Raw genomic sequence first — 15,268 nt, 5'->3', positions numbered from 1 at the left:
TCTCCCTATTTCATGGTCGGCATGATGAAATCGGCACTCAGCTGTTTGGGCCAGCGGGCGGTAACGGCTTTGCGCCGGGTGTAGAAGCGAACTCCATCCGGGCCGTGCATATGCAGTGGGCCAAACAGCGAGCGTTTCCAACCGCCGAAACTGTGAAATGCCATGGGCACAGGGATAGGCACATTGACCCCTACCATGCCGACTTGCACCGAGTGGCAAAAGTCGCGCGCCAGCTCGCCACTCTGGGTAAAGATGGCGGTGCCGTTGCCGAACTCATGTTGATTGATAAGAGCCAGCGCCGAGTCATAGTCGGCCACCCTGACTATGCAAAGCACAGGGCCGAAGATCTCTTCCCGGTAAATCTGCATCTCAGGGGTGACGCCATCGAACAGGGTCGCACCGAGAAAGAAACCTTCGCTGTCTGCCAAGGTATTGCGGCCATCGACCAGACAAACTGCGCCCTGCTGTATACCGCTGTCTATATAGCTGCAGACCTTGTCCAGATGCGCGCGGGAGATGAGCGGCCCCATTTCCATACCCGGCTCCAGGCCGTTACCTACCTTGAGCGCGGCTATCTTGGGTTGCAGTTTTTCTATCAGGGCATCGGCCACATCAGCAACCGCCAGTACCACGGAAATAGCCATACAGCGCTCGCCGGCAGAACCATAGGCCGCACCCATCAGGGCGTTACTGGCCAGTTCCAGATCGGCATCCGGCATCAGCAGCATGTGGTTCTTGGCGCCGCCGAGTGCCTGTACCCGCTTGCCGTGAACCGATGCCTTACTGTAGATATACTCGGCCACAGGCGTTGAACCGACAAAGGAGATGGCCTGAACATCCTGATGGCAGAGCAGGGTATCGACTGCCAGCTTGTCGCCGTTGATAACATTGAAGACCCCATCCGGCAGCCCGGCCTGGGTCAGCAGCTCGGCAATTCTGAGTACCGGCGCCGGATTCTTTTCCGATGGCTTCATCACAAAGGTATTGCCGCAGGCGATGGCAATCGGGAACATCCACATGGGAACCATCACAGGGAAATTGAACGGCGAAATGCCGGCAACCACCCCGAGCGGTTGATTGATGCTCCAGGCATCGACGCCAGTGCCAACCTGTTCAGTGTGTTCCCCCTTGAGAAGATGGGGAATGCCGCAGGCAAACTCCACCACTTCCAGTCCTCGAACCAACTCGCCCCTGGCATCCTCAAGCACTTTGCCGTGTTGCAGGCAGATAAGCTCGGCCAGCTCATCCATGTGGGCTTCTACCAGGGCTTTGAAGCGAAACAGCACCCGCGCCCGGTTAAGGGGCGATACCTTTGACCAAGCGTCAAAAGCCTGTTTGGCCGAGTCTATTGCCCGCTCTGTATCTGCCTTGGAGGCGAGGGCGACTCTGGCTTGCTCTTTGCCGTTGGCCGGGTTGAAAATCGGCAGTGAAGCCTGTGCCCGGCTGCCATCTGTTTCATGTCCATCTATATAGTGGCTGTAAATACGCATAACTATCCTGTGTGCTTCAGTCGACGGTTTGGATGGCGTCGGCCAGGGTGGAAATCAGTTGATCTATTTGGGACTCTTCCACTATCAGCGGCGGAGAGAGGGCTATGATGTCGGCGGTGGCCCGTACCAGCGCACCTTGCCAGAAACAGCGCTCGAAAATCTGATAGCCGCGTTTGCCGACACCTTGCGGGCTGGGGGCCAGCTGAATGCCACCCACCAGGCCGGTATTGCGAATATCGATGACATTGGGCAGCCCCTTGAGACTGTGCAGCGCCTGCTCAAAATAGGGCGCCAGCGCTGTAGTGCGCTCAAACAGCTTTTCGTCACGGTAGATATCCAGGGTGGCCAGTGCCGCCGCTGCCGCAACCGGATGCCCCGAATAGGTATAGCCGTGAAAGAACTCGATCATCGCCTCGGGGCCCTGCATACAGGCATCGTGAATAGCTTGCTGCACAAACACCGCGCCCATGGGGATGGCGCCATTGTTGAGCGCCTTGGCCGTGGTCATTATGTCCGGGGTCACATCCCAGTGGTTGCTGGCAAAAGCGCCGCCCACCCGACCAAAACCTGTGATTACCTCATCGAATATCAGCAAGATGCCGTACTTTTGGGTGATCTCCCGAAGGCGCTTGAGATAGCCCTTGGGGGGTAATATTACCCCGGCCGAACCTGACATGGGCTCGACGATAACGGCGGCGATATTCTCGGCGCCATGCAGGGCAATCAGCCCCTCGAGCGCCTCGGCCTTGTCGGCGCCATGCTCGGGCAAGCCGCGGCTGAAGGCGTTGGCTTTCATATCCAGAGTGTGGGGCAGGTGATCGACGCCGCCGAGGAGCTGCGGGCTGAAACCTTTACGGTTATTGCCAATTCCGCCCACCGAAATACCGCCAAACCCCACACCGTGGTAGCCCAGCTCACGGCCGATAAAACGGCTGCGGCTCGGCTCGCCATTGGCTCTGTGGTAACACAGCGCCAGCTTGAGTGCGGTGTCGACCGACTCTGAGCCCGAGTTGGTAAAGAAGATACGGTTCATGCCGGGCGGGGCGATTTCACTGAGGCGCTCGGCCAACTCGAATGCCAACGGATGACCCATCTGAAAGCTGGGGGCATAGTCCATTTCGCGGATCTGACGGCTGACCGCCTCGCTGATCTCCGCCCGGCCATGGCCGGCATTACAGCACCAAAGACCTGCGGTGCCGTCCAGCACCTGACGGCCATCGACATCCCGGTAATACATGCCTTCGGCCGAAGCCAGTAGCCTGGGAGTCTGCTTGAATTGACGGTTGGCACTGAAAGGCATCCAGTAATGCTCGAGATTGCCCTGTGTTTTCGCCTGTTGTTTTAGCTCTGCCATAAGCATTAACCTTAGTGTTGCGGGCTTGTTAATGGTGATTGATATTTCGCTATGCTATGTCAGAAATAATGAACATGGAAGGCCTGTGTGCAATTATTTGTGCCAAAAAATCTATTTTTGTAAAATATATTGAATTTATGCCGTGCTCGAGGCTAATCTGGAGCGACCCGAATAACTGGCGATGGCTGCACGAGTTGGCCGCGATAGGCCTACTGAGGTAGTGGAATGCCCGCTTGCAAGCAGATGAGAGGATTTATGAGTACACCGCAAACCCGTCAGCAATGGCAGCAGTTGGCCGCGCAATTGCAGATCTGTGGCCAGGCCTTTATCCATGGAGAGTATTGTGCAGCCGTATCCGGCGAGACCTTCGATTGCATCAGCCCTGTGGATGGCAACAAGCTTGCCGCCGTAGCCAGTTGCGATCTGGCCGATGCCGAGGCGGCGGTGGCCAGTGCCAGAGCCAGTTTTGAATCCGGAGTCTGGTCGCGAATGGCGCCGGTAGAGCGCAAAAAGGTGATGATACGCTTTGCCGATTTGCTGGAGGTGCATAGTGATGAACTGGCCTTGCTGGAAACCCTGGATATGGGCAAGCCAATCCGTTTTTCCAAGTCGGTGGATGTGACCAATGCTGCCAGGGCCTTGCGTTGGTCCGGCGAAGCGGTTGACAAGATTTACGACGAGATAGCGCCCACCGCTGACAATGAAATCGGCATGATCACCCGTGAGCCTGTCGGGGTGGTGGCCGCGATTGTGCCGTGGAACTTCCCCCTGTTGATGGCCTGCTGGAAACTGGGGCCGGCGCTGGCCAGCGGTAACTCTGTTATCCTCAAACCCTCGGAAAAATCCCCTCTGACGGCGATTCGTATGGCTGCCATTGCCTTGGAAGCCGGGATCCCGCCCGGAGTGCTCAATGTATTGCCCGGTTTTGGTCATACCGTTGGCAAGGCGCTGGCGCTGCATATGGATGTCGATACCCTGGTGTTTACCGGCTCCACCAAGATAGCCAAGCAACTGATGGTCTACGCCGGTCAGTCCAATATGAAACGTGTGTGGTTGGAGGCCGGTGGCAAGAGCCCGCACATAGTCTTTAACGATTGCCCGGATCTCAAGGCGGCGGCGCAGGCGGCAGCTTCGGCCATCGCCTTCAACCAGGGCGAAGTTTGCACCGCAGGTTCGCGCCTGCTGGTGGAATCCGGGGTCAAGGAGCAACTGATAGCGCTCATTATCGACGAGCTCAAATCCTGGCAGCCGGGGCATCCGCTGGATCCGGATACCGTCAGTGGCGCGGTGGTGGATCAGCAGCAACTGCAGACTATTCTCGGTTATATCGAGGCGGGTAAGCAGCAAGGTGCTGTGCTGGCCTGTGGCGGCGAGCAACTCATGGCTGAAACCGGTGGCGTTTATGTGGCGCCGACTCTGTTTCGTGAAGTGAATAACCAGATGAGTATCGCTCGCGAGGAGATCTTCGGTCCTGTACTGAGTGTGATTGAATTTGAGGGAATGGAGCAGGCGATAGCCATAGGCAACGATAGCATCTATGGCCTGGCGGCCGGTGTGTGGACTTCTGATCTCAGCAAGGCCCATAGAACCGCCAAGGCGCTGAGAAGCGGTATGGTGTGGATCAATCATTATGACGGCGGCGATATGACGGCGCCCTTCGGTGGTTATAAGCAGTCGGGTAACGGCCGCGATAAGTCGCTGCATGCTTTTGATAAATACACAGAGATTAAGGCGACCTGGATAGCCATTTAATCGGTTTGCTGTAATAGACAATCCCCCTGCATTACGGGGGGAAAGAGGCTAAGTTCAGGGCTTGAGATGTTCACGCACAGGTTCAAACAGCGCATCGAGCAGCACTTGAGTGCGGTTATCTTCGACTCGCAACTTCAGCCAACCGTCACTGCCGAGAATTTCAAGCTGCCTGCACACGAGTATCGGCAATGAGACTTGCAGTTCCCCTTTGAGGCGAAAAATCCCCTGCGGCGTATGAATGCGGCTGATATCGAAGCGAGTATTCACGACGGCCACAACGCCTTTGCTGTACTTATTTTCAAAATGACTCCCTATTCAACATACACTAGTCTTCAAAACAGGCCTTTTTCAAGATAGGCTTTGTTCAGAATAGATCCTTGAATCTATGGTACAGCATGCCTGCCGCCAGAATGGGCGAGCGCAGCGCCGGGCCACCCGGGAAGGTCATATGCTCTATTGAGGCAAAGATATCGAAGCGCTCAGCCTGCTGACTGATAGCTTCTGCCAGCAGACGCCCCGCCATATGGGTGGCGTTGACGCCGTGCCCGGCATAGGCCTGGGCGAAATAGATGTTGGGGCTATCCGGCAACCTGCCTATCTGCGGCATACGATTGGCGCCAATCCCTATCATGCCGCCCCACTGATAATCTATTTTCACGCCCTTGAGCGCCGGGAAGACTCTTTCCATATTGGGCCTGAGCGCGGCGCAAATGTCCTTGGGATCTCTGCCTGAGTAGTTGCACAGCCCGCCAAATAGCAGACGGTTGTCGGCCGACAGATGAAAATAGTCCAGTGCTATGCTCATATCGGCGAAGGCCATATTCTGCGGAATAATGTCAGCGCAAAGTGCTTGCGACAGGGGCTCGGTCGCCAGCAGATAACTGCCGGCCGGTAGCACCTTGCAGCCGATATGAGGTTCGAGTTTGGCACCTATATAGGCATTGCCGGCCAAAATCAGATAGCGGCAACGGACTTCACCGCCCTCAGTCCTGACCCGTATCTGCTCGCCCTTGATGATTTCGGTGGCGGCGCTGTCTTCATAGATGTTCACCCCCAGGCTTAGGGCCGCACGGGCCTCGCCGAGGGCCAGATTCAAAGGGTGCAGATGGCCGCTGCCCATGTCGCTGAGCGCGCCGAGATAACGCTTAGAGCCTATGACTTCGGGCAACTGCTCCTTGGACAACAGCTTGAGCTTATGTGGGTAGCCAAGTTGCTCAAGCTCGGTAAGCTCCAGTTCAAGCTCCTGCATATGTCTTGGTTTCAGCGCCAGATCGCAGTAGCCCCAGCGCAGATCGCAATCGATTTGGTATTGCGCGATCCGTTGCCGGACAATATCGACGGCTTCAAAACCCATCTGCTTGATAGCCAGCACACCTTCTTTACCTATACTCGGCTCAAACTGTTCAATATTATGGCCAATACCGCGGATCAACTCCCCGCCATTACGCCCTGAGGCGCCCCAGCCCACTTTTTTGGCTTCCAGTATGGTGACCCCAAAGCCTCGTTCAGCCAGTTCTATGGCACTGTTGAGGCCGCTGAAGCCAGCGCCTATTACGCAGACATCTGTCTCCAATGACTCTTCCAGCCTGGGATGCTGAAACAATTCTTTGGCGGTCGCATGGTAAAAAGAGGCGGGATAGTTGTCACTGTGAATGGGGGACTGGATTGGCATCATGGCTCCGTTCTTGTTATAAGTTTGGACTCGGCTGGTTACACCTGACGGTCGTCGCACTCTTGCCTTCAAAGTGTTCGTTTTATTTAACATGCTTTTGTCATATAATACAAAACAATTTCACCGGGACCCTGGTTGCCCTAGTGCAGAAGCCGCTGCCGACCGTGTCCTGTAACCGCCTGATAAGAGATTTTTGGGGGATTTGCGATTTGGATATAGGTGCCAGCCTCAAGGCTGTTAGAAAGATGAAAGGCCTGTCCCAGCGTGAGCTGGCTAAACGCGCCGGGGTGACCAACAGCACCATCTCTATGATAGAGAAAAACAGTGTCAGCCCTTCAGTCAGTTCACTCAAGAAAGTGCTTTCGGGGATCCCCATGTCGCTGGTGGAGTTTTTCTCCATAGGTGAAAACGGCTCTACCGAGCAAAAAGTGGTGTATCGCTCCAATGAGCTTTTGGACATAGGCACTGGGCCGCTGGAGTTCAAGCTTATTGGTCGGGATTACCCCAACCGTGCCATGTCTGTGATGTCGGAGACTTATCCCCCGGGAGCCGATACGGGTGAAGAGATGCTGCGCCACGAAGGGGAAGAAGCGGCGCTGGTGATTACCGGTCGCTTTGAACTGACGGTCGGTGAAGAGGTGTTTATTCTGGAGGCCGGTGACAGCTACTATTTCAATAGCGAACAACCACACAGGTTTCGCAACCCTTTTGATGAACCCTGTCATCTGGTCAGTGCCACCACTCCTGCCAACTTTTGATCTTCCATTTCCTCAGCTGATTGCGATTTGCTGCCCGTAAATTCACTTCGGGCAGCATATTTGCCTGAAAGTGTAAATAATATCGACCGTTAAAACCCGTGTGCACCGAATTGGTGCCCGCTGAGCCAGTGTGATGCAAAGCCAACTTTTTGCTTTGTTCATGCTTGTTTACACCTGTGTTAAGCGCAACTAATTTCTGGTTATTCACATAAAAACAATAGCTTAAGTTGTTTTTGGTTGGGGCGATACTTAACAGGGTATTAACCTCTTGCCTGTGCGAAAAAATCCGTGTAGTGTGTGAAAAAATGAACATTCGCTTTGGTGGATGTTCAAAACTGAGACCTGGATTTGAGTGTTTTGGGGTGAGATATGGCACAGGCAGCAATGGCGTTGGTGGGTGTAACCGCATGCAATGAGCAGTTGGGGCTGCATCCTTTCAATATTGTTGGCGAGAAATACCTCCTGGGCGTGGTCGAAGGTGCCGGAGCCTGGCCCCTGGTGATCCCGGCATTGGGGGCCGATACCCCGATAACACAACTGCTCGAACGTCTGGACGGCATATTGTTTACCGGCTCCCCCTCCAATGTTGAACCTCATCATTACCAAGGCCCGGCCAGCGAGCCGGGCACCCACCATGATCCCAAGCGGGATGACACTACCTTGCCTTTAATTCGCGCCGCCATAGAGGCCGGAGTGCCGGTGCTCGGGATCTGCCGTGGCTTTCAGGAAATGAATGTGGTTTACGGCGGCAGTTTGCACCAGAAGCTCTATGAAGTGGGTGGTTTTATTGAACACAGAGAAGACAAGAGCGCGCCGCTGGAGGTGCAGTATGGCTTGTCCCACGAGGTCAGCATAGAACCTGGAGGGATGCTTTTCGACGCCTGGGGCCGTAGCCATGCGATGGTTAATTCCGTCCATACTCAGGGCGTGGAGCGCCTGGGTCAGGGGTTGCGGCCTGAAGCGCATGCTCCAGATGGTCTGATTGAAGCCTTCTCTGTCACCGACGCCAAGGCATTCGCCTTGGGAGTGCAGTGGCATCCGGAATGGCAGGTCAGAAATAACCCCTTCTACAGCGCAATTTTTAAGGCCTTTGGGGAGGCTTGCAGTCTTAGGGCGCAACAGCGGAATAAATAATATGAATAAGCTTGAAGCCTTCTTAAAAGAACAAAAAATAACTGAAGTTGAATGTGTTATCTGCGATATGACAGGTATCGCCCGCGGCAAAATTGCCCCGGTAGACAAGTTTATCGATGAAAAGGGCATGCGGCTGCCCGAGAGTGTGCTGCTGCAAACCGTAACCGGCGATTATGTCGATGATGAGGCCTACTATGGTCTGCTCAACAGCGCCGATATCGACTTTGTCTGCGTGCCAGATGAAAACGCGGTCTTTATGTTGCCCTGGACCCTGGAAGCCACGGCTCAGGTGATCCACGATACCTATGACAAGATGGGCAATCCGCTGGAGCTGTCGCCGCGCAACGTATTGAAAAAAGTGCTCAAGCTCTATGAAGATAAGGGCTGGGAGCCGGTGATTGCCCCTGAGATGGAGTTTTATCTCACCAGTCGCAGTGACGATCCTGATCTGCCACTCAAGCCCCCGGTTGGTCGTTCCGGCCGCGCCGAATCCGGACGTCAGTCCTTCTCCATCGATGCCGCCAATGAGTATGACCCCCTGTTTGAGGATATGTACGACTGGTGTGAGGCGCAGGAGCTGGATATCGATACCCTGATCCACGAGGAAGGCACGGCGCAGATGGAGATCAATTTCAGCCACGGTAATCCACTGGCGCTGGCGGATCAGGTGTTTGTGTTCAAACGCACCCTGAGAGAGGCCGCCCTCAAGCACGGCGTCTGCGCCACCTTTATGGCCAAGCCTGTGACCAATGAGCCAGGCAGCGCCATGCACCTGCATCAGAGCGTTATCGACAAGGAAACCGGCAAGAATATCTTCACCCGCGAAGATGGCACCATGAGCCAGAACTTCCTCAGTTATATCGGCGGGCTGCAGCGCTTTATGCCGGAATTTCTGCCGTTGATGGCGCCCAACGTCAACTCATTCCGCCGCTTCCTGCCGGGCACCTCGGCGCCGGTCAATCTGGAGTGGGGCGAGGAGAATCGCACCTGTGGCCTGAGGATCCCCGAGTCTTCACCGCAAAATCGCCGCATTGAAAACCGTATCCCGGGGGCCGATGCCAACGCCTATCTGGCCATTGCCGCCAGCTTGTTGTGCGGCTATTTGGGAATCGTTGAAGATGTGAAACCTTCGACGCCGGTGCAGGGCCGGGCCAACGAAGACCGCTCGGGGATCTCTTTGCCGCAGACCCTGGAAGAGGCGATGGCCATGATGGAAGAGAGCCAATATTGCCGTAAATATCTGGGGGAAGACTTCACCACAGGTTTTGTTGCGGTCAAACGCGCCGAGCTTGAGAATTTTCGCCGGGTGGTGAGTTCCTGGGAGCGGGAATTCCTGCTGCTGACTGTCTAAGGAGGGAGAGATGAAATCACAACAGACTCAAGGCTGGCAGGCCAAGGACCATGCCCACCACTTGCATCCCTTTACCGATCCCAAGGCGTTGAAACAGGCCGGCGGGCGGGTGATTACCCGCGCCGATGGCGTCTATATCTGGGATTCACAGGGCAATCAAATTCTCGATGGCATGGCCGGACTCTGGTGCGTCAACATGGGCTATGGCCTGCGTTCCGTCGCCGATGTGGCGGCGCATCAGTTGCTGGAACTGCCTTACTGCAACAGCTTCTTTCAGTGTAGCCACCCGCCGGCGATTGAACTGGCCGCCGAGATAGCCGCGCTGGCACCACCTCATATGAACAAGGTGTTTTTCACCGGCTCTGGCTCAGAGGCCAATGACACCAACTTGCGCCTGGTGCGTCATTACTGGGACATCCAGGGCAAGCCGGAGAAGAAAACCATTATCTCGCGCCACAATGCCTATCACGGTTCCACAGTTGCCGGTGCCAGTCTTGGTGGCATGAGTGGTATGCATGCCCAGGGCGATCTGCCCATTCCAGGCATAGTTCACATCGCCCAACCTTACTGGTATGGCGAAGGCCAGGGACTGTCTGCCGAAGAGTTTGGCATTCGCTGCGCCCGCGAGCTTGAAAGCAAGATCCTCGAGCTGGGTGAAGACAAGGTGGCGGCCTTTATTGCCGAGCCTATTCAGGGCGCCGGCGGCGTGATAGTCCCGCCGGACAGCTATTGGCCGGAGATCAAAAAGATCCTCGCCAAGTACGACATATTGTTCATCCTCGATGAAGTGATCACCGGCTTTGGCCGCACCGGCTGTTACTTTGCCGCCGAGTATTACGATCTTGCACCGGATCTTATCACCATAGCCAAAGGGATGACTTCGGGCTACGCCCCCATGGGCGGGGTGATAGTGTCGGATAAAGTCGCCGATGCGCTGGATAAGGGCGGTGAATTTGCCCACGGCTACACTTATTCGGGCCATCCACTCAGTGCCGCGGTGGCACTGGAAAACTTGCGCCTGATGAAGCAGCAAAACATAGTCGCCAAAGTGGCCGAGGAAACCGCGCCTTATCTGCAGCAGCGGCTGCGGCAAGTCTTGGCCCAGCATCCACTGGTGGGTGAGGTGCGCGGCGTTGGCATGGTGGCCGCGCTGGAACTGGTCGCCGATAAGGCGAGTCATCAGCGCTTTGCTGCTGAGCTTGGGGTAGGCACTCAGTGCCGGGAACACTCCATTGCCAGTGGCTTGGTGATGCGGGCGGTGGGAGACACTATGATCATCGCGCCACCCCTGGTGATAACCCAGGATCAAATCGATGAGTTGGTAACAAAGGCGAAACAAGCGCTCGATGTGACCTACGCAAGCGTACAAAAATCGAACGACTAAGATTGCCTGCCATTGGCGGTAAGGGCATGATATACCTTGCTGCCAAGGCGCCGATGCGGGTTTTAGGGAGTAGCATTGGTGACACTAATAACAATGACAATAAGTTAACAATTGAAGGCGGGTTACAACCGCTGCTACCCGTAAAAGGAGAGAGCATGAAGCTATTGACCAAAGTAACGTCTGTGGCACTGTTGGGAGGTCTTGCGGCCGCTGCCACGGCCCAGGCCGAAGAAGTCGTCCGGGTGTATAACTGGAGTGACTATATCGCCGAAGATACCCTGGCCAACTTCCAGAAGGAAACCGGGATCCGGGTGATCTATGACGTATTTGACAGCAACGAAGTAGTTGAAGCCAAACTGCTTTCCGGCCGCTCCGGTTATGACATTGTCGTGCCTTCGAACAACTTTCTTGCCAAGCAGATCAAGGCCGGGGCCTTTAAGCCTCTGGATAAAAGCAAGCTGAGCAACTATCAGAATCTGGATCCCCAGTTGATGAAACAGCTGGAGAAGGCCGATCCGGGCAACCAGTATGCCGTGCCTTACCTCTGGGGCACCAACGGTATAGGCTATAACGTCGCCAAGGTAAAAGAGCTGCTGGGAGAGGATGCGCCCACAGATTCGCTCGAACTGATGTTCAACCCCAAGTATGCCGAGAAGCTGTCATCCTGCGGCATGTCCATGCTGGACTCGGCCGATGACATGGTGCCGCAGGCGCTGATCTATCTGGGATTGGATCCCAACAGTACCAAGGCGGCCGACTTTGACAAGGCCGGTGAAGTGCTGGCCAAGATACGGCCTTATATCACCTATTTCCACTCATCGCGCTATATCTCGGATCTGGCCAATGGTGATATCTGTGTCGCCTTCGGTTTCTCCGGCGATATCCTCCAGGCGGCTACCCGCGCCGATGAGGCAGGTAACGGCAACAAGATTGCCTATGCCATTCCCAAGGAAGGCGCCAACCTCTGGTTCGATATGTTGGCCATCCCTGCCGACGCCGGCAATGTCGACAATGCGCTGACCTTTATCAACTACCTGCTCAGGCCGGAAGTGATAGCCCCCATCTCCAACTATGTTTCCTACGCCAACCCCAATGTACCGGCGCAGAAACTGGTGGATGAGTCTATCCGCAACGATCCCGGCATCTATCCACCACAGGCAACTCTGGACAACCTGTATGTGGGGGAAATTCGTCCACTCAAGGCCCAGCGGGCCCTGACCCGGGTTTGGACCAAGGTTAAATCCGGCCAATAACAATAACTCAGGGGCCAGCTGCCCCTTCATTGTCTGATTGCGTAGTACAGGCAAACTTTACTCGTTCCACCAGCGGCGGCCGCTGAGCCGCCCATTTGGTATTTTGCGGAGAAGTATTATGGCAATCACCTCGGGCATTCCTGTCAAACCCAATAATAAAACCCAGGATGAAGTGCTGCTCAAAATCGAGCGGGTCAGCAAGCTCTTTGACGATGTTCGTGCCGTGGATGATGTGTCGCTGACCATCAACAAGGGCGAGATCTTTGCCTTGCTCGGCGGCTCAGGCTCAGGCAAGTCGACTCTTTTGAGAATGTTGGCCGGTTTTGAAAAGCCTACCGAAGGACGCATTTTTCTCGATGGTCAGGACATTACCCATCTGCCGCCCTATGAACGCCCCATCAATATGATGTTCCAATCCTACGCCCTGTTTCCCCATATGACGGTGGCGCAGAATATCGCCTTCGGTCTCAAGCAGGACAAGTTACCCAAGGCTGAAATCGAGCAGCGGGTGCAGGAGATGCTCAAGCTGGTGCATATGGAAAAATATGCCCGCCGCAAGCCGCATCAACTCTCCGGCGGTCAGCGCCAGCGGGTGGCGTTGGCCCGTTCCTTGGCCAAGCGGCCGAAACTCCTGTTGCTGGACGAACCCATGGGGGCGCTGGATAAAAAACTGCGGACCCAGATGCAGCTGGAGGTGGTGGAAATTCTCGAGCGGGTAGGGGTGACCTGCGTCATGGTTACCCATGATCAGGAAGAAGCCATGACCATGGCCGAGCGGATTGCCATCATGAGCGATGGCTGGATAGCCCAGACCGGCTCGCCTATGGATATCTATGAAAGCCCCAACAGCCGGATGATTGCCGAGTTTATCGGTACAGTGAATCTGTTTGAGGGGGAGATCACCGCCGATGAGGTGGACCATGTGATCATTCAATCAGAGAGCCTGAACCAGGCGTTTTACGTGGGTTATGGGGTGTCTACCAGCGTCGAGGACAAGCATGTCTGGTTGGCGGTCAGGCCGGAAAAAACCCTGATAAGCCGCGAGCAGCCCGAAGAGCAATACAACTGGGCCAAGGGCATAGTTCACGATATCGCCTATCTCGGTGGTTTCTCCGTGTATTACATTCGCCTTGGCAATGGTCAGATAGTCCAGTGCAGCATGACCAACCGTGAACGCCGCGCCGATCATCCCACCTGGGATGATGAAGTCTATATCAGCTGGGAGGACACCAGTGGCGTGGTGTTAAGATCATGAAGAAGCTCAAGTTAGGATTCAAAGGCCGCCACCTGACCATAGGCTTTCCCTATCTGTGGTTGCTGCTGTTTTTCGCGCTGCCGTTCGCCATAGTACTGAAGATAAGCTTTTCCACCGCGGCGATTGCCATTCCGCCCTATGAGCCAAGTTTTCAGTATGCCGACGAAGTGTTGCAGGTATTTATCAACCTGAGCAACTATCTGTTGCTGCTCAGCGACTCCATGTACTACTCGGCCTATCTCAACTCGCTCAAGATGGCGCTGGTTTCCACCCTGGGTTGTCTGCTGCTGGGGTATCCCATGGCCTATGCCATTGCCCGGGCGCCGGCCAGGTTGCAGACAGTGCTGCTATTGTTGGTGATGTTACCCTCCTGGACCTCATTTCTTATTCGGGTCTACGCCTGGATGGGGATTTTGAGTAACACAGGGCTTATCAATAACCTGCTGCTGGGGCTTGGGATTGTTGATGAGCCGCTGCAGATGCTCAATACCAATTTGGCGGTGTATATCGGCATCATCTATGCGTATCTGCCCTTTATGATATTGCCGCTGTACGCCACCTTGGTGAAGCTGGATGTCAGCCTGCTGGAAGCCGCGGCGGATCTCGGCTCCCGCAGTCTCAATACCTTCTGGAAAGTGACGCTGCCCCTGTCCAAGAGCGGAGTCATTGCCGGCTCCATGCTGGTGTTTATTCCGGCCGTGGGGGAGTTTGTGATCCCCGAGCTGCTCGGCGGGCCGGACTCGCTGATGATAGGTAAGGTGCTGTGGCAGGAGTTCTTCAACAACCGTGACTGGCCGGTGGCTTCGTCGCTGGCGATAGTGATGCTGGTGCTGCTGATTGTGCCCATCACCCTGTTCCATCGCTATCAGAGCCGCAGTCTGGAGAAAGAGATATGAAGAAGCTGAGTTTCTCGACCCTGATGTTATGGATTGGGCTGGTGTTTCTGTATGCCCCCATGTTTATTCTGATTTTCTACTCTTTCAACGCCTCCAAACTGGTAACTGTCTGGGGTGGCTTTTCCGCCAAGTGGTACGCCGAGCTGTTTGCCGATCAGCAGATACTGGATGCGGTCTGGACCAGTTTGCAAATCGCCTTCTACAGCTCGACCATGGCGGTGATCATAGGCACTATGGCGGCCTTTGTGATGACACGCTTTCGTCGCTCCTGGGCCAAGCTGACGCTGTCGAACATGATTACGGCGCCCTTGGTTATGCCCGAGGTGATCACGGGTCTGTCGCTGATGCTGCTGTTTGTGCATATGTCGGATCTGCTCGGCTGGCCGGCTGAGCGGGGCAGGATGACAGTCTGGATTGCCCATTCCACCTTCTGCGCCGCCTATGTGGCCGTGGTGGTGTCATCGCGCCTCAGGGAGCTGGATCTCTCTATTGAAGAGGCGGCAATGGATCTGGGGGCGACACCGCTGAAGACCTTCTTTCTGATAACTGTGCCCATGATAGCTCCTGCGCTGATGGCGGGTTGGCTGTTGTCGTTCAGCCTGTCGCTGGACGATCTGGTGATTGCCAGCTTTACCTCGGGACCTGGCGCCACTACACTGCCTATGGTGGTGTTCTCCTCGGTGCGGCTCGGGGTGTCCCCCAAGATCAACGCCCTGGCGACATTGATCATTCTGGTGGTATCCCTGATCGCTTTCCTGTCCTGGTATCTGGCGCGCCGCGCCGAACGCCGCAGCAGACAAACAGAGGAATAACAATTCGGCGGTTGGCTGTGACAGCCATCGCCGCTATCTCTTTTGTGTGTTTTAAATTTTGAACGATTTGTGTTTTATAATGCGTTTTCTACTGGTTTTAGTCGATTTAACTGTGTAGGATGATGCAAGTGTTAAAAATAACAAACATAAAGGCTGG

At 55.2% G+C, this 15,268-nt stretch carries 13 protein-coding genes; 9 read left to right on the top strand and 4 right to left on the bottom strand.

Annotated features, from left to right (window positions below; translation table 11 throughout):
* Positions 1–5 precede the first annotated feature (5 nt).
* Together RC73_RS08875 and RC73_RS08870 are read right to left on the bottom strand one after the other, a co-directional pair.
* Positions 6–1,490, bottom strand: a complete 1,485-nt coding sequence (locus tag RC73_RS08875) for a CoA-acylating methylmalonate-semialdehyde dehydrogenase (protein ID WP_039034305.1) — start codon at positions 1,488–1,490, stop codon at positions 6–8.
* A gap of 16 nt (positions 1,491–1,506) precedes the next feature.
* Positions 1,507–2,844, bottom strand: coding sequence for an aspartate aminotransferase family protein (locus RC73_RS08870; RefSeq protein WP_143078447.1), 1,338 nt, complete (start codon positions 2,842–2,844; stop codon positions 1,507–1,509).
* Between the two features lie 255 nt (positions 2,845–3,099).
* On the opposite strand from RC73_RS08870, the gene RC73_RS08865 reads away from it, so the two are divergent.
* On the top strand, positions 3,100–4,596 hold the full coding sequence (locus tag RC73_RS08865) for an aldehyde dehydrogenase (protein ID WP_039034303.1): 1,497 nt from the start codon (positions 3,100–3,102) through the stop codon (positions 4,594–4,596).
* A 54-nt stretch (positions 4,597–4,650) separates the two neighbouring features.
* Here the strand turns inward: RC73_RS08865 and RC73_RS08860 are convergent, their stop codons facing one another.
* Together RC73_RS08860 and RC73_RS08855 are read right to left on the bottom strand one after the other, a co-directional pair.
* Positions 4,651–4,872, bottom strand: coding sequence for a hypothetical protein (locus RC73_RS08860; protein WP_039034302.1), 222 nt, complete (start codon positions 4,870–4,872; stop codon positions 4,651–4,653).
* Between the two features lie 88 nt (positions 4,873–4,960).
* Positions 4,961–6,268, bottom strand: coding sequence for an NAD(P)/FAD-dependent oxidoreductase (locus tag RC73_RS08855; protein ID WP_039034341.1), 1,308 nt, complete (start codon positions 6,266–6,268; stop codon positions 4,961–4,963).
* 209 nt (positions 6,269–6,477) lie between these two features.
* Here RC73_RS08855 and RC73_RS08850 point away from each other — a divergent pair, with 209 nt between their 5' ends.
* The 8 genes from RC73_RS08850 to RC73_RS08815 all read left to right on the top strand — a co-directional run bounded on the left by RC73_RS08850 (position 6,478) and on the right by RC73_RS08815 (position 15,111).
* Entirely contained in the window at positions 6,478–7,026 is a 549-nt protein-coding gene (locus RC73_RS08850) for a cupin domain-containing protein (protein WP_039034340.1), read from the top strand.
* A gap of 369 nt (positions 7,027–7,395) precedes the next feature.
* On the top strand, positions 7,396–8,160 hold the full coding sequence (locus RC73_RS08845; protein WP_039034301.1) for a gamma-glutamyl-gamma-aminobutyrate hydrolase family protein: 765 nt from the start codon (positions 7,396–7,398) through the stop codon (positions 8,158–8,160).
* Between the two features lies 1 nt (position 8,161).
* Positions 8,162–9,511, top strand: coding sequence for a glutamine synthetase family protein (locus tag RC73_RS08840; protein ID WP_028780689.1), 1,350 nt, complete (start codon positions 8,162–8,164; stop codon positions 9,509–9,511).
* A 10-nt stretch (positions 9,512–9,521) separates the two neighbouring features.
* The gene (locus RC73_RS08835; protein ID WP_039034300.1) at positions 9,522–10,895 is read left to right on the top strand and encodes an aspartate aminotransferase family protein; all 1,374 of its coding nucleotides are present in this window, start codon (positions 9,522–9,524) and stop codon (positions 10,893–10,895) included.
* 155 nt (positions 10,896–11,050) lie between these two features.
* Positions 11,051–12,148 carry a polyamine ABC transporter substrate-binding protein gene (locus tag RC73_RS08830; protein WP_039034299.1) on the top strand — a complete coding sequence of 366 codons (1,098 nt, stop codon included), beginning with the start codon at positions 11,051–11,053 and terminating at the stop codon, positions 12,146–12,148.
* A 118-nt stretch (positions 12,149–12,266) separates the two neighbouring features.
* Positions 12,267–13,403: a polyamine ABC transporter ATP-binding protein gene (gene potA, locus RC73_RS08825; RefSeq protein WP_025009894.1), complete on the top strand. Its 1,137-nt coding sequence runs from the start codon at positions 12,267–12,269 to the stop codon at positions 13,401–13,403.
* Positions 13,400–14,299, top strand: a complete 900-nt coding sequence (locus tag RC73_RS08820) for an ABC transporter permease subunit (RefSeq protein ID WP_037436682.1) — start codon at positions 13,400–13,402, stop codon at positions 14,297–14,299. Before potA ends, RC73_RS08820 begins: the two co-directional genes overlap by 4 nt.
* Positions 14,296–15,111, top strand: coding sequence for an ABC transporter permease subunit (locus tag RC73_RS08815; RefSeq protein WP_039034298.1), 816 nt, complete (start codon positions 14,296–14,298; stop codon positions 15,109–15,111). The genes RC73_RS08820 and RC73_RS08815 overlap by 4 nt, the downstream gene beginning before the upstream one ends.
* Positions 15,112–15,268 lie beyond the last annotated feature (157 nt).

Source organism: Shewanella sp. ECSMB14102, from assembly GCF_000813075.1.
GTDB lineage: Bacteria > Pseudomonadota > Gammaproteobacteria > Enterobacterales > Shewanellaceae > Shewanella > Shewanella indica.
The sequence above is the reverse complement of the archived record's forward strand: the minus strand, read 5'-3'. Positions and strand labels throughout refer to the sequence as shown.

What these genes read in the sequence shown, in the direction of transcription:
- RC73_RS08875 (WP_039034305.1), bottom strand. Translation starts at nt 1,490, where the DNA reads ATGCGTATTTACAGCCACTATATAGATGGACATGAAACAGATGGCAGC.
- RC73_RS08870 (WP_143078447.1), bottom strand. Translation starts at nt 2,844, where the DNA reads ATGGCAGAGCTAAAACAACAGGCGAAAACACAGGGCAATCTCGAGCAT.
- RC73_RS08865 (WP_039034303.1), top strand. Translation starts at nt 3,100, where the DNA reads ATGAGTACACCGCAAACCCGTCAGCAATGGCAGCAGTTGGCCGCGCAA.
- RC73_RS08855 (WP_039034341.1), bottom strand. Translation starts at nt 6,268, where the DNA reads ATGCCAATCCAGTCCCCCATTCACAGTGACAACTATCCCGCCTCTTTT.
- RC73_RS08845 (WP_039034301.1), top strand. Translation starts at nt 7,396, where the DNA reads ATGGCACAGGCAGCAATGGCGTTGGTGGGTGTAACCGCATGCAATGAG.
- RC73_RS08840 (WP_028780689.1), top strand. Translation starts at nt 8,162, where the DNA reads ATGAATAAGCTTGAAGCCTTCTTAAAAGAACAAAAAATAACTGAAGTT.
- RC73_RS08835 (WP_039034300.1), top strand. Translation starts at nt 9,522, where the DNA reads ATGAAATCACAACAGACTCAAGGCTGGCAGGCCAAGGACCATGCCCAC.
- RC73_RS08830 (WP_039034299.1), top strand. Translation starts at nt 11,051, where the DNA reads ATGAAGCTATTGACCAAAGTAACGTCTGTGGCACTGTTGGGAGGTCTT.
- potA (WP_025009894.1), top strand. Translation starts at nt 12,267, where the DNA reads ATGGCAATCACCTCGGGCATTCCTGTCAAACCCAATAATAAAACCCAG.
- RC73_RS08820 (WP_037436682.1), top strand. Translation starts at nt 13,400, where the DNA reads ATGAAGAAGCTCAAGTTAGGATTCAAAGGCCGCCACCTGACCATAGGC.
- RC73_RS08815 (WP_039034298.1), top strand. Translation starts at nt 14,296, where the DNA reads ATGAAGAAGCTGAGTTTCTCGACCCTGATGTTATGGATTGGGCTGGTG.